General features: G+C 56.4%; 14 protein-coding genes. 11 read left to right on the plus strand and 3 right to left on the minus strand.

The annotated features are described in order from the left end of the window. The first annotated feature begins 71 nt into the window (after positions 1–71). From Q4D85_RS04480 to Q4D85_RS04510, 7 genes are all read left to right on the plus strand, one after another. Entirely contained in the window at positions 72–1,145 is a 1,074-nt protein-coding gene (locus tag Q4D85_RS04480; protein WP_303198504.1) for an ATP-binding protein, read from the plus strand. After that, positions 1,135–1,902, plus strand: a complete 768-nt coding sequence (locus Q4D85_RS04485; protein ID WP_303198602.1) for a VWA domain-containing protein — start codon at positions 1,135–1,137, stop codon at positions 1,900–1,902. The genes Q4D85_RS04480 and Q4D85_RS04485 overlap by 11 nt, the downstream gene beginning before the upstream one ends. Positions 1,903–1,931: 29 nt before the next feature. After that, positions 1,932–2,552: a cob(I)yrinic acid a,c-diamide adenosyltransferase gene (gene cobO, locus Q4D85_RS04490; RefSeq protein WP_303198506.1), complete on the plus strand. Its 621-nt coding sequence runs from the start codon at positions 1,932–1,934 to the stop codon at positions 2,550–2,552. Between the two features lie 185 nt (positions 2,553–2,737). Then, on the plus strand, positions 2,738–3,466 hold the full coding sequence (locus Q4D85_RS04495) for an amino acid ABC transporter ATP-binding protein (RefSeq protein WP_303198604.1): 729 nt from the start codon (positions 2,738–2,740) through the stop codon (positions 3,464–3,466). Positions 3,467–3,489: 23 nt separating this feature from the next. Further along, entirely contained in the window at positions 3,490–4,365 is an 876-nt protein-coding gene (locus tag Q4D85_RS04500; RefSeq protein ID WP_303198507.1) for a glutamate ABC transporter substrate-binding protein, read from the plus strand. 12 nt (positions 4,366–4,377) lie between these two features. After that, positions 4,378–5,064 carry an amino acid ABC transporter permease gene (locus Q4D85_RS04505; RefSeq protein WP_303198509.1) on the plus strand — a complete coding sequence of 229 codons (687 nt, stop codon included), beginning with the start codon at positions 4,378–4,380 and terminating at the stop codon, positions 5,062–5,064. Next, positions 5,064–6,008, plus strand: coding sequence for an amino acid ABC transporter permease (locus Q4D85_RS04510; RefSeq protein ID WP_303198511.1), 945 nt, complete (start codon positions 5,064–5,066; stop codon positions 6,006–6,008). The genes Q4D85_RS04505 and Q4D85_RS04510 overlap by 1 nt, the downstream gene beginning before the upstream one ends. A gap of 3 nt (positions 6,009–6,011) precedes the next feature. Here the strand turns inward: Q4D85_RS04510 and Q4D85_RS04515 are convergent, their stop codons facing one another. Then, positions 6,012–6,518: a hypothetical protein gene (locus Q4D85_RS04515; RefSeq protein ID WP_303198512.1), complete on the minus strand. Its 507-nt coding sequence runs from the start codon at positions 6,516–6,518 to the stop codon at positions 6,012–6,014. 51 nt (positions 6,519–6,569) lie between these two features. On the opposite strand from Q4D85_RS04515, the gene Q4D85_RS04520 reads away from it, so the two are divergent. After that, positions 6,570–7,925: a cobyrinate a,c-diamide synthase gene (locus tag Q4D85_RS04520; protein WP_303198513.1), complete on the plus strand. Its 1,356-nt coding sequence runs from the start codon at positions 6,570–6,572 to the stop codon at positions 7,923–7,925. A 3-nt stretch (positions 7,926–7,928) separates the two neighbouring features. On the opposite strand, the gene Q4D85_RS04525 is transcribed toward Q4D85_RS04520, so the two are convergent. Then, on the minus strand, positions 7,929–9,257 hold the full coding sequence (locus Q4D85_RS04525; RefSeq protein ID WP_303198514.1) for a YdiU family protein: 1,329 nt from the start codon (positions 9,255–9,257) through the stop codon (positions 7,929–7,931). A 33-nt stretch (positions 9,258–9,290) separates the two neighbouring features. Here Q4D85_RS04525 and cobA point away from each other — a divergent pair, with 33 nt between their 5' ends. Next, positions 9,291–10,022 carry a uroporphyrinogen-III C-methyltransferase gene (gene cobA, locus Q4D85_RS04530; protein ID WP_303198516.1) on the plus strand — a complete coding sequence of 244 codons (732 nt, stop codon included), beginning with the start codon at positions 9,291–9,293 and terminating at the stop codon, positions 10,020–10,022. A gap of 13 nt (positions 10,023–10,035) precedes the next feature. On the opposite strand, the gene yaaA is transcribed toward cobA, so the two are convergent. After that, entirely contained in the window at positions 10,036–10,788 is a 753-nt protein-coding gene (gene yaaA, locus Q4D85_RS04535; RefSeq protein ID WP_303198518.1) for a peroxide stress protein YaaA, read from the minus strand. A 126-nt stretch (positions 10,789–10,914) separates the two neighbouring features. Here yaaA and Q4D85_RS04540 point away from each other — a divergent pair, with 126 nt between their 5' ends. After that, positions 10,915–12,756: an acyltransferase family protein gene (locus tag Q4D85_RS04540; protein ID WP_303198519.1), complete on the plus strand. Its 1,842-nt coding sequence runs from the start codon at positions 10,915–10,917 to the stop codon at positions 12,754–12,756. Next, positions 12,753–14,348, plus strand: a complete 1,596-nt coding sequence (locus Q4D85_RS04545; protein WP_303198520.1) for an ABC transporter substrate-binding protein — start codon at positions 12,753–12,755, stop codon at positions 14,346–14,348. Before Q4D85_RS04540 ends, Q4D85_RS04545 begins: the two co-directional genes overlap by 4 nt. Positions 14,349–14,374 lie beyond the last annotated feature (26 nt).

The following is a 14,374-nucleotide window of genomic DNA, read 5'->3' on the forward strand; positions in this document are numbered from 1 at the left end:
TTACGCGCCAGACCTCAGCTGGATTGGCCTTTGGCCTGTTAAGCCGCAGTTATGAGAAAAGAGTGAAAGTCATGACGTCGATAGTGCCACAATCATTTCCATTTTCAGCAGTGGTGGGACAAGACCAATTACGCCTTGCTTTAATCTTAACGGCCGTCTCGCCTCGGATTGGCGGTGTCGTTATCCGCGGCGAAAAAGGCACCGCGAAAACAACAACCGTACGGGCTTTCGCAAAGCTTCTCGACGGCGCCCCGCTGGTCAATCTGCCAATCGGCGCAACCGAAGACCGGGTAGTAGGGGCATTAGATCTAGAAACCGTACTCACCACAGGGCGTGCCACCTACAAACCTGGATTGCTCGCCCAGGCCAATAACGGAGTGCTTTACGTTGACGAAGTCAACCTCCTGGCCGACCACCTCATCGACGCACTATTGGATGCGGCGGCAACCGGCGTTGTCACCATCGAACGAGACGGCATCTCACACTCTGCCGAAGCAAGTTTCGTCTTGGTGGGAACAATGAACCCGGAAGAAGGGGAACTGCGGCCTCAGCTTCTGGATCGCTTCGGGCTATCCGTCGAAGTCAGTGGTTCCCGCGATGTTGACATTCGCGCCGACATTATCCGGCGGCGGCTGGCATTCGAACACGATCCCGCAGCATTCGTCGCGCAGTGGGCAGACAAAGACAACGAAGTAGCAGAACGCATTAGGCAGGCGAAAGAACTACTACCGCAGGTCGAATTATCTGATGTGAACCTCGGTCGGATTGCCCATGTGTGCGCTAGCTTCGACGTCGACGGCATGCGGGCGGACCTCGTCATTGCCCGCACCGCCTGCGCACACGCGGCATGGCAACACCGCACTGAGGTCACCGACGAAGACATCAAAGTAGCAGCCGAATTGGCATTGCCGCACCGAAAGCGACGCAACCCATTCGATGAGCCAGGGATTGATCAGCAAGAGCTCGACGATGCACTCGACCAAGCCCGAAACGAACACCCCGACAACGAGGCTGAAGTCGAAGAAACTTCCACTACGCCACCATCCGAGAACGACGACCCAACAGAAACCCAACCTACAACCGATGGAGAGGTAGGTAACGCCGAACAAGGCGCACCCTTTCGCCGTCCGGCAACTGCGCCGTAGCGGGAGGAACTCCGCAGGCGAAGCCGCGCCGGGGCGCAGGGCACCAGCGGTGACGAGAACCGGGACTCCGGTCCGGGCGGTGTCTGACGGGCGTGGCGTTCATGTGGTTGGCACGGTTCGGGCGGCTGCTGAACGCGGTGCCCGGGTGGAAGACGGCATCATTCAGTTTCAGCCTGCGGACTTACGGGGCGCGGTGCTACGTGGAAAAGAATCCAATCTCATTGTTTTCGTGGTCGATGCTTCCGGCTCCATGGCGGGAAAAGACCGGCTGGCGGCGGTTACCGGAGCGGTCCATTCGCTGCTTGGCGACGCCTACCAGCGCCGCGATCGGGTTGCGGTGATCAGTGTCAGAGGTGCGCAGCCGGAACTTATCCTACCGCCGACCGGCAGCATTGACGTCGCCCACCGGCGGTTGGCCACGGTACACACTGGTGGTCGCACGCCACTGGCGGAAGGGCTTCAGCTGGCGCAAGACGTGATCGAGCGGGAGCACCGCCGTGAACCAGGTAGACGCGCGCTTTTGGTCGTGTTATCTGATGGTCGGGCAACCGGGGCAGGCGGTCTCGCGAGACTGCATTCTGTTGCGGGTGTGATCGCCCAACGCGGGTTGGCGGGTTGCATCGTGATCGATTGCGAGACTGCCGGGCGGGTTAGATTGGGGTTGGCGCGTGAATTAGCGAATAATATGGGCGCGGTGTGTTTGCAGCTAGCCGAGCTTGATGCCGAGTCAGTCACCGGCGTCATCGATGCGTTTTAGCTTATAAATGTAATTAAAAGGAGAACAAGTTGCCTAAGGGAAAAGTAGATCCAGCAAATATCCCAGATGATGGGCTAACCACCCGGCAGCGTCGGTTATTGCCGATTACCGCTGTGCACACGGGCCCGGGGAAGGGGAAATCAACCGCAGCATTTGGTATGGCGCTGCGCGCATGGAACCAGGGGATGAATATTGGCGTGTTCCAATTCGTGAAATCCGCGAAGTGGAAAGTGGGGGAGGAAACCGTGTTCAAGCGCCTGGGGCAGGTGCATGACGAAACCGGCGAGGGCGGCGCCGTCGAATGGCACAAGATGGGCGAGGGGTGGTCTTGGTCAAAGAAAGCGGGTTCGGAGGAAGACCACGCCCGCGATGCCCACGAGGGATGGCAGGAGATCAAGCGTCGGCTAGCGGATCAAGCGCATGATTTCTACGTTCTTGATGAATTCACGTACCCGATCAAGTGGGGGTGGATTGATGTCGACGATGTTGTGGAAACGCTTCGAAATCGTCCGGGTGTTCAACACGTCGTGATGACTGGTCGAGACGCGGATCCAAAACTCATTGAGGTTGCTGACTTGGTCACCGAGATGACCAAGATTAAGCACCCGATGGATGTGGGACGCAAGGGGCAAAAAGGGATTGAATGGTAGGGGCTAATTCACCCTAAATCGATAGGTGGCGTGTATTTTTCTTCTGCACGCCACCTATTTTTAAATCTATATCCATAAATAAGTCCTGTTGGGGTTGCGTGTTTTTCGGTATAGTCGAAAATATGACGCAGGACACATTTAATGGCATGGTGGGTGCTGTACCACAATCTGGTGCGGGGCAGCCGATGATCGTTTTCACCGAAGTAGACAAGTACTTCGGTGACTTTCACGCGTTGAAAAACATCAACCTTTCCATTCCGCGCGGTCAGGTTGTAGTAATTCTAGGTCCGTCCGGTTCCGGCAAATCCACCCTGTGCCGCACCATCAACCGGCTGGAAACGATAGATAGCGGCACGATATTCATCGACGGCGAAGCGCTGCCCGAAGAAGGAAAAGCGTTGGCGAGCTTGCGGTCCGATGTGGGAATGGTGTTTCAACAATTCAATTTGTTTCCGCACATGAGCATCCGGGACAACGTCACCCTGGGGCCGATAAAGGTACGGAAGCTGGAAAAATCCGCCGCGGTGTCGCTCGCCATGGAGCTGCTAGAACGGGTGGGGATTGCCGATCAGGCAGAAAAATACCCGGCGCAGCTTTCCGGCGGTCAGCAACAGCGCGTGGCGATCGCGCGGGCATTGGCGATGCAACCAAAGGTGATGCTTTTCGACGAGCCCACCTCTGCACTCGACCCGGAAATGGTCAATGAAGTCCTCGACGTCATGTCCGATCTCGCAGGTGCTGGAATGACGATGGTGTGCGTCACCCACGAAATGGGTTTCGCCCGGCGCGCGGCCGACCGGGTGTTGTTTATGGACGAGGGGGCAATTGTCGAGGACAGCCTGCCGCAAGAGTTTTTTCGGCAGCCGCGCACCGACCGTGCCCGCGACTTTTTATCGAAAATTCTTGCACATTAGCTATGAAGATAACGGAGTAGGAAATGAAAACAGGTCTTGGAAAAGTTATCGCCTTAGGTTTCAGCGTCGTGGCGTGTTCTGCAGCGATGGTTGCTTGCGGTGGCGGCGGCGCTGGGCAGGGGCTCTTGGCCGGGATTGAATCCGGCACGGTGACCTTGGGTACTAAATATGATCAGCCAGGTTTGGGTTTGAAAGAGGCGGACGGGTCAATGTCGGGTCTTGACGTCGACGTAGCAACCTATGTGGTTAATCATATTGCGAAGGAAAAGGGGTGGGCAGAACCTGCCATTACTTGGCGGGAAACCCCATCAGCGCAGCGCGAAACGCTGATTAATAACGGCGAGGTGGACATGATCGTGGCCACCTATTCCATTAACAAGTCGCGGGCCGAGTCGGTGGATTTCGGTGGGCCGTATCTTCTGACACATCAAGCGCTTTTGGTGCGGTCCGATGACTCTAATATCACGAAATTAGAGGACCTTTCTGGCGGTAAGATCTTGTGTTCGGTTTCGGGTTCCACCCCAGCGCAAAAGGTTAAAGAGGCGTTGCCGGACGTTCAGCTCCAGGAATACGATACATATTCTTCCTGTGTGGAAGCATTGCGGCAAAAGAACGTGGATGCTTTGACCACTGACGCCACGATCCTCAACGGGTATTCGCAACAGGACCCTGGCGCGTTTAAAGTTGTAGAGATGGAAAAGGACGGGCAACCGTTTACCAATGAGCATTATGGTATCGGAGTGGCCAAGGGGGATGCGGAGGCTACGACTGCAATTAATGCGGCGCTGACCGAGATGTATGACTCCGGGGAATTTGATGCGATTGTGGCGAAAAATCTGGGCGACTCAGCTGCCGGGGTTACTCAAGCAACACCTGGTGATTTGTCGTTTATCAAATAAAAGGAGCAGGCAATGGAGGCTATGTGGTCGCAGCTTGGGCCTGCGATTGGTCCAGCATTTCTAGTTACGGTGAAACTGACGGTTATCGCTGCAGTGGGATCGTTAGTGCTGGGCACGGTGCTGGTTGCGATGCGGGTGTCTCCAATTGGGGTGTTACGCCGGGTTGCGTCTGGTTATATCACGACGGTTCGCAATACCCCGTTGACTTTGGTCATCTTGTTTTGTTCCTTTGGGCTGTACCAAAGTTTAGGTTTGCAATTGGCGGATCGACAGTCGCCGACGTTTTTGGCTGATAATAATTTCCGTCTCGCTGCGCTGGGGTTCGTGTTATACACCTCAGCGTTCGTCGCGGAGTCGTTGCGGTCGGGGATTAATACCGTCAGTTTTGGGCAGGCGGAGGCGGCCCGGTCGTTGGGCTTGACGTTTTTCCAGTCGTTTCGCACCATTGTTTTTCCACAGGCGCTGCGTGCTGCGATTGTGCCGTTAGGTAATACGTTGATTGCGTTGACGAAGAATACGACGGTGGCCTCAGTGATCGGGGTCGCGGAGGCGTCGTTGTTGATGAAAGAAGTCATCGAGAACCATGCGGCGCAATTGTGGATTATTTTCGGCTGTTTTGCGGTCGGCTTCATGGTTCTGACTCTGCCGATGGGGCTCGGCTTGGGTCGGATTTCCGAACGGTTGGCGGTGAAACACTAATGAGTCAGACTCGAGCCACGGTTTTATATGACACGCCCGGGCCGAAAGGGAGGCGTCGAAACGCGATACTGTCGATCACCGTCATTATGTGCGGAATCCTGCTGGTAGCCTGGGTGGCGCGAACGCTATACGAGGCTGGGCAATTGGCACCAGATAAATGGCAGCCGTTTATTTCCGCAAACACTTGGAAAACCTACCTCATACCTGGCCTAGTAGGAACGTTAAAGTCGGCGTTCGTGTCCATCGTTTTGGCTGTTATCGTCGGTGTCGCTCTTGGATTAGGCAGATTAGCCAAGACCCGCGCTATTCGCTGGGGATGTGGGGTAGTGGTGGAGTTTTTCCGGGCTATTCCGGTATTGCTGTTGATTATTTTCTGCTACCAACTGTTTGCCGTTTACGCTGTGGTGCCGCCGAGACAGCTGGCTTTTGCTGCGGTGGTCGTTTCACTTACGTTGTATAACGGCTCGGTGATAGCTGAGGTGGTACGGTCCGGGATTAAGAATTTACCGAAGGGCCAGAATGAAGCCGCTATGGCGTTAGGGCTCAGCCATAATCAAACGATGTGGAAAGTGCTGCTGCCGCAGGCGGTTGCGGCGATGCTGCCTGCATTGATTGCCCAGGCCGTCATCGCGTTGAAGGATTCCGCGTTGGGTTACCAGATTGGTTTCGTGGAAATTGTGCGGCAAGGCATCCAGTCGTCTGCCACCAATCGGAACTATTTGGCGTCGCTGATTGTGGTTGCGGCGATCATGATCGCGATTAATTACGCGCTGGGGCTAATTGCGCACCGGGTTGAGCAACAATTACGCGCCGGTCGTGCGCGCCGTAATATTTTCGCAAAGGTTCCACATATGCCAACGGATCAGGGGATTGAAACCAAAGACAACGTCAACGTTGACTGGCACGCCCCGAACCATACACAGATTCGTAATCCCGCAGAGTGATCATCACCCATAGGGCCATGGAAAATCTTCGGCCGATCTGTAAGTGAGTTGCTCAATGCCACGGTGAAATTCCAAGGCATCAAATTCGGTGCCATCGCAATCTGCTCGTTCTATTAAGCGCTCCCAAAGATCGGCAATCCGGATGAAGGTTATAACATCAACACCCATGTCCACTGTGGTTTCAGCGCCATCGTGATCGAGAAAAAACACTGTTTGCGTGTCGATATGGAAAGCCCAGCTGTCGCCGCCGCCAGCGTGGGCAAAAATCCGAAACGGCGCTGGAGAACCAATCTCCTCCGAAAAGCAGTAAATATCCCATTGATCCCAGGCAGGAATGTCAATGCGGGCATCACCGCTTAATTCCAGACCGTCTAAATCACACAACGCCGAAGCGGCCGCCGCGCCTAGGGCGTCGAAAAGCGATTGCCGCACCGCGCGGGAGACGTTCGGGCCGCGCCACCTGTGCATGGACGTATCGCCCACAATCTCTGATAACTCACGTACACCCATGTCTGTTCCCTTCGGCAAAAAGATTATGCTTAAACCACTATGACAGATTCGATGAGCACCCGCACTCCAACCGCATCCCCCGGAATTGTGATCGCCGCCACCGCTTCCGGCACCGGAAAAACAACGATTACCACGGGTCTGATCGCGGCACTGGCGCGGCGCATGACGGTTGCACCATTCAAAGTAGGGCCCGACTACATCGACCCCGGCTACCATGGCCTTGCGGCAGGCAGAACCGGACGCAACCTCGATGCTGTCATGTGCGGCGAGCAGCTGATCGGGCCGCTATACGCCCACGGGACACGCGGCTGCGACATTGGTGTTGTCGAAGGCGTCATGGGGCTTTTCGACGGCCGGATACCCGACGGCAACGGCTCAACCGCCGATATCGCCCAGATCCTGGGTCTACCAGTGCTTCTTGTTGTCGATGTGCGCGGAATGAGTCAATCCGCAGGCCCGTTAGTGCGCGGCTTCGCCACCGCACGTCCCGGGGTGAGAATCGCCGGAGTGATCCTCAATAAAATCGGCACTGAGCGGCACGCAGCCGTCTGCCGCGACGCCATCGAAGCCGAGGGAATCCCCGTTGTTGGGGCGATCCCGCGTCAAGACAACGTGGCCGTACCGTCGAGGCACCTTGGCCTGGTTACCGCCAAAGAACACGGCGGGGCAGCCAGCCAAGCCATTGACCAGATGGCGGCACTGGTCGAAACCCACTGCGACATCGACCACATCGTATCCCTGGCGCGCACCACATACACCGGGCCTGTATGGCAGCCAGAAAACTACGTGACACCAACCCACCATCCCACGATCGCCATCGCCGGTGGCAAAGCCTTTACCTTCGCATATGCAGAACACCAAGAACTTCTGAGTGCAGCCGGAGCCACCGTCGTTCACTTCGATCCGCTGACCGACCCCTTCCCGGACTGCGATGGACTTATCATCCCAGGCGGTTTCCCAGAAGAACACGTCGAAGCCTTAGCCAGCCGCACTGATCTGCGCCGCGCAATCCAACAACACGTGGCCGAAGCCAAACCCATCCACGCCGAATGCGCCGGACTACTGTGGCTTCTCTCTAGCCTTGATGCCCACCCCATGCTCGGGATCATTCCCACCCACGCTGCCATGGGGCGACGGCTGACCCTGGGATACCGCGAAGCAGTCGCACTAACCGACTCCGTCCTCTATGCCGCTGGCCAACGGATTACTGGACACGAATTCCACCACACAGCCCTTACCAACACCGAAGCCGACGGCTTCCTGCCCGCCTGGGGCTGGCGGACCTGGGACGGCACCCCAACCACCGAAGGATTCGTCGGCGGCACGATTCACGCCTCCTACCTGCACACTCACCCGGCGGCCCACCCGGACGCAATACAACGCTTTGTCGCCGCCTGCGCAACTTAAGGCCTAAGTGCCGCAATACGTCACGTAATCCCCAAACCCCTCCGGGGTGGGCTGTTCAAACCGCTCACAGCCGGGGCGCCGGACAGTGGGATTACGCAATACCTGCCACAGCTTGTGAAACTCCGCCATATCCGACAAGGCGTTTTCCACCAGATGATTCCGGGCAATATACACCGGATTAATCCGCTGCATCTGCGCTAAATCTGGGTTGAATGCCCGCCACCGCCTCAGCCAACCCGGATCAAAGTCGCATGACTGATGGTGCTCAGCCAACTGGCGGAACGTGAGCGTAATATCCTTGCCTTCGGTCTGCATGACCACCAGGAAGTCGTCGATAAGCTCCGACACGGCGCCTGCAGAATCATCCCACCGAAGCCCCAACGCCGCCGCCAGCTCACCATAAAACGCCTGATGATACCGCGGCCCGAACTCCCGCACCGCCTCTTCCGCAGCCGTCACCCCAATCAACGGGATCAACGACTCCGCCAACCGGGCAATATTCCACCCCACCATGCTTGGCTGATTACCAAACCGATAGCGGCCCGCAGCATCAATCGAACTGAACACCGCCGCGGAATCAAAAACATCCGTGAACGCACACGGCCCGAAATCAATCGTTTCCCCCGAGACGGTCGTATTATCCGAATTCAATACCCCATGCACAAACCCAAACCGCATCCATTTGGCAACCGTCACCGCTTGACGACGCACAATCTGCGACAACATGCCCACATAATCAACCCCCGGAAAATGACGAGCAATCACATAATCAGCCAATGCGGCAACCTCCTCCACACCCCGCAACGCAGCAAACTGGAAGGAACCAACCCGAATATGCGAATCAGCAACCCGCACCAATAACGCACCCGGCTCCGCCTGTCGACGCTGCACCTGGCCACCGGTACGAAACACCGCCAACGACCGCGATGTTGCAACCCCCAATCCATGCAACGCCTCCGAAAGCAAAAACTCCCGCAACATCGGCCCAAGCGGCGCCAACCCGTCACCACCACGCGAAAACACCGTGCGGCCGGAACCCTTAACATGCAGGTCAACCAACCTACCCTCAACCGGAACCTCGCCTAACAACACAGCCCGGCCATCGCCCAATAGCGGAACAAACTGGCCAAATTGATGGCCGGAATACGCCATCGCATGCCCAGGCATAACCAAAAGCTTATGCAAATGCCCAATGGGGAGGTTTAAATCCTGACCCAGCGGGGAATTAACGACTACCTCCTCCAATTGGGGAAAATCGGCCAGTCGCGCCGGGGACACCAACCACGGCAGGGCAGTGGCGAGGTCGTGCTTGAGCTCAACATGCGGGTTCATAGTTTTACTCTAACGGCGATATGCTTATTCACCATGACTACACCCCCTACTGTCAGCCTCGTCGGCGGCGGGCCCGGCGCCTGGGATCTGATCACGGTGCGTGGCATGAACCGCCTCAACGAAGCCGATGTGATTCTGGCCGACCACTTAGGTCCAACCACTGAGCTCGACAAACTGTGCGACTTATCCACCAAACAACTCATTGATGTATCTAAACTTCCGTACGGAAAACAAGTCGCCCAGGAAAAAATCAACGATCTGCTCGTTGAACACGCACAAGCCGGGAAGAAAGTCGTGCGGCTTAAAGGCGGCGACCCGTACGTTTTTGGTAGGGGATTCGAAGAACTCACTTATTTGGCGCAACACGGAATCGCCTGCGAAGTAATCCCAGGTGTCACCAGCGCGATCTCAGTTCCCGCCATGGCAGGCGTACCGATTACCCAACGCGGTATTGTCCACAGCTTCACCGTCATCTCCGGGCATGTTCCGCCTGGCCACCCGCTGTCATTGAATAACTGGGAAGCGCTAGCTGCAACCGGCGGCACCCTCGCCGTGATCATGGGCGTGAAAAACGCCCGCCCCATCGCCCAGACGCTTATCGACGCCGGACGCAGCCCCAAAACCCCCGCCGTCGTGGTGCAAGAAGGCAGCACCGAAAGCCAGCGCAGCTTCCGCTGCGACCTCGGAAGCCTCGCCGACGTCATAGAACACGAGCATATAGTGCCGCCGGCTGTCTACATCATTGGGGATGTTGCCGGGCTTTAATCTGGTACCTGGTTTATGCTTCGACCACCAACGTCAATTCCAACGAATCCGGCGTCGATTCAATCACCATGCCGGATTCCTCCAAAACGGTGCGCACCTGCGACAGTGACGTTGGCGCAGTCTCCGCTAACGCCAATGCCCGCGCCACCAGCCCTTTGTAGTGCTTATTGAAGTGGCTCACCACTTTTCGACTACCATCAGCAGCCACCGACTCCACCCGGACTGTGACAGCGCCGGGCGCCTTTCCCAATTGTTGGTACGTGCCGGAGCGAAGATCAACAACAAGCCCCGGGTAATCCGCGATCGCCTCGGAAATCTTCGACCCCCACCGCTTTTTCATCGTTGGCGGTTTTTCCGACTCACCAGAACCTGCGATAGGTAGCTTGGTTCCACCGGAAAGCCGATAATTGGGGATCTGGTCGGTGGCTTTTAGCAGTCCAAACAACGCGTCGCCCACCGCTAGTCGCTCCAAGGCTGATGGCGGTAGGGAAGTGGCATCGAGGGCGTCGAAAAGCACACCGGTGAACCGGAAAATAGCTGGCATTGTCGGCGCAGAGAACAATTCCTGATTCACGGCGATTAATGCACTAAGTTTTATGGAAATCCCCAATGTGGCAAGGGCTTCTTCTTCAGGCAGCGCGATAAGATCCGCCGCGATCTCTTCCCGCACCCCATTCAATTGGGGAAACGACAACGTGGACAAATCAAGTGGCGCACCGGTACCACCTGCGGCCTTGGTTTCGGACGGGGGCAGAATAATTAACATGAAATCCAACTCTATACCCATCTACACCCACAGGTGGTGCTAGATTCTGGTTTTCCCACACGACCAATTAACCTAGAACCGCACGTAACGAAAAATCATGGCAGTTTAAAAGGGGGATTGTAACCGGTGGCTTTAGATGTGGCTCAACCACCTACAACCCAGACCCCGCGAAAAGCCCAATTGCGGCGAGTATCCGCAATCGACGGATTGCGGGGGTTGGCAGTACTTTCGGTGGTTCTCTATCACTTCTTTGGCACCATCGCCCCCGGTGGTTTCCTCGGGGTCGATATGTTCTTCGTCCTGTCAGGTTTCCTCATCACCTCACTGCTTCTGCGCGAATACGCGGTGAATTCCCGCATCGATCTGCGGTTGTTTTGGCTCCGTCGGGCTCGGCGCATCCTGCCAGCCGCCATCGTGGTTCTGGTGATAGGCACCGCCGCAGCGGGGCTGGTTGGTGGCGACCCGGCGGTGGGCTTAAAACCCCAATTCATTGGGACTTTGGCTTTCGTGAACAACTGGATGCAAATCGCCGGAAGCGAAAGCTATTTCGCCGATTTCGGGGTTCAGATTTTCGCCCACTATTGGTCGCTGGCCGTGGAGGAGCAATTCTATGTGCTCTTCCCATTGCTCGTGGTGGTGCTACTTCGACAGTCTCGTGCAGCGTTGATTGTGGCCAGCGCCGGTTTATGCTGCGCCTCGTACGCCGCGATGCAGATCCTCTATTCCCCAGAGCTTGACCCAACCCGAGTGTATTACGGCACCGACACGCACTCCTTCGGCCTCCTCATTGGGGTTTTACTAGCCTGCTTTACGACGAGCACCTCCGCCGATCCCCACACCGACTCCTGGCCGGTAACGCCTACCCGGCACGCCCCCGCGATGGGGATTGTGGGGCTCATCGGATTGGTAGCCTTAGTGTGTTTCACACCCGACACCTCGGCATTCACGTACCGAGGTGGGCTTCTGGCAGCAAGCCTATTCACGATGATGCTGTTGTATTCGATCCTGCACCAACAAGGACCAGCCCATGCCTTCGTCAATACGAAGTCCACGCGGTGGCTGGGAAAAATATCATTTTCCCTCTATTTATGGCACTGGCCTGTGTACGTCATCATCACCGCCCTGACCCACCATCCCGTCCGGTCAATCATCGCCCTGGTTGCATCTCTTTCATTAGCGCACCTCAGCTACACCTGGGTAGAAACCCCCATCCGACGCCACGGATATCGCCACATTTGGAACATACTGCGCCCCAAACCCAGATTGATAATCATCGGGACCGGTATAACCCTGCTCATGACGGCCGGAATTGCGATAATACAATCCCCGAACGAAACCGCCCTGGAACGGCAGCTTAAAGAACTATCCGCAGCCGCAACGACAACAACTGCGGCACCTGCGGGACCGGCGAACGTCGTCAAGCTAAGTCCCGGCCCGCATCCCGTTCCGGATAGCGCCGCGCTCACCGCCATTGGGGATTCTGTCATGCTAGCCAGTAGCGACGCCCTTAAACGCCGCTACCCACACATCCACGTCGATGCTCAGGTTTCCCGCAATATCGATGCTGCCCCCGACATTCTTAGAAGTCTCGACGCGAAAGATGCCCTCGACCCGATCGTCATCTTAGGTTTCGGCACCAACGCAGAACTTGACCTCAATGCAGTAGAAACCACAATGACAATCCTCGGCCCCGACCGCATCGCAATTCTCGTCACCCCCTTCGGCGACCGACCATGGATCCTTAAATCACACGACAACATCCGCACCGCGCACGCCGAATACCCGAACCTGTACATCGCCGATTGGTGTGGCAAAGCCCAGGCGGACCCTGCCATTTTGCATGACGACGAAATACATCCCACGGATATCGGAGCCGAAAAATACACCGAGGCTATCACCCAAGCCCTCGTGCAATGGGCAAACCACCGAAACCCAGAAACCCCTACCTGCGACAAACCCCGACAATGAAAAAACACGCCATCTTTATCGTAAGTACCGCCCTCGCTGCCTTGACTGCGTGCAGCCCCGAGCCAACCTCACCTGCTCCGACACCCACCACAATCACAGTTGCCACGGAGCCCTTTGCCTCAATCAACCCGTTAGAACAGCAACCACACCCGCTAACAACGCTGCTGTACCAGCCGCTCTTTAGCTACCTGCCACACAGCACCAACCGGTACCACCTCGACACCGTGCGCTCACTCGGCAACGTCACCGACATTAGCCCCGACGGAACCACCTACACCATCACGCTCCACAACCGCAGCTGGTCCGACCAAACCCCCATCACCACCAACGACATCGAACTATGGTGGCAACTGTCGAACACCGCACAAACCCTGCCAGAAACCGTCACCGAACTGACGATTCTCAGCCACGATACCTTCACCATCACGGCCGACCAAGCCTACAATCCGACCTGGTTCATCGGGAACCAACTCAACCGCATCACCCCGCTGCCGCAACACGCTTGGAACCCCACCAATACCCTCACACCCACTGAACTACTCGAGGCCATCACAGCCGACGCTGCCAACCCCAATCAACCACGCTGGAAGACCACCAACGGGCCGTACGTTATGGCAGCACACTCAGTACAGGAAACCACAACGCTCACCATCAACCCCAATTACGACGGCCTCGATAAACCCACTATCCCGACGGTCATCCTGAGCGCCGCCAACGACCGGCACCACACCGCCGACTACCAAACACTGCCCCCCAATACCGATCCGGGTGCTCTGAACGAACTACGAGATGCTGGGTTTACGATCATGCCACGGTATGGGCATGCAATTAACTATATGGTGCCGAATATGACCAACCCCCTCATTGGGGAAATGTATATCCGAAGTGTTATACAACAACTTGTCGACCAGCAGAAAATTATCAAGACAGTCTGGAACGGGCACGCCCTCCCAGGATGTGGGCCAACTCCAACGAACCCCAATCAACCATGTTCGTCGACATATAATCCAACGAGCGCGAAAAAAATACTGGAGAAAAACGGCTGGGTAAAACGCGGCGGTAGATTCCACTGCAGTGAAGCTGATAAATGCGGTGGTGGAGCGGAAACAGGGCAAGAACTAGCTCTGGAAATTGCCGCGCCTACCGGAATCTTCAGCGACAAGATCTTCCCAATTCTGGAAAAAGACTTTGAATCAGCAGGAATAAAACTCCAGCTAAAAACCACCGAGAATCCGTTTGAAATGCTTGCCGAATGTGAGCAAGTGGTTGAATGCTCCTGGCAATTGGGGATTTTCACAAACAGTGTTGCATGGATATTCCCAATTGCGGCTACAGGCGAGGACATTCTTTCCACCTCCGGCCGCGCTAATGTGGGTTCCTTTTCCGCTCTCGAGGTCGACGCTGCGATTGAAGCTTCCGTTTTCTCCAATGGTGAGGATGCGACAACTCCTACCTACATCGATGCAGTTGCCTCTGAGCAGCCGTTGATTTGGCTTCCAACTCCTCCGGAGAAATTCGTGGCGGTGCGCGACTCGCTCGTTGGCGTGGATCCCACAAGCGGTTTCGTCCCCCAGGACTGGCGACTGCACTAATTTTCGCGTTTCGGCACGCCTTATAC

The sequence above is a fragment of the Corynebacterium sp. genome (genome assembly GCF_030532965.1).
Taxonomy (GTDB): domain Bacteria; phylum Actinomycetota; class Actinomycetes; order Mycobacteriales; family Mycobacteriaceae; genus Corynebacterium.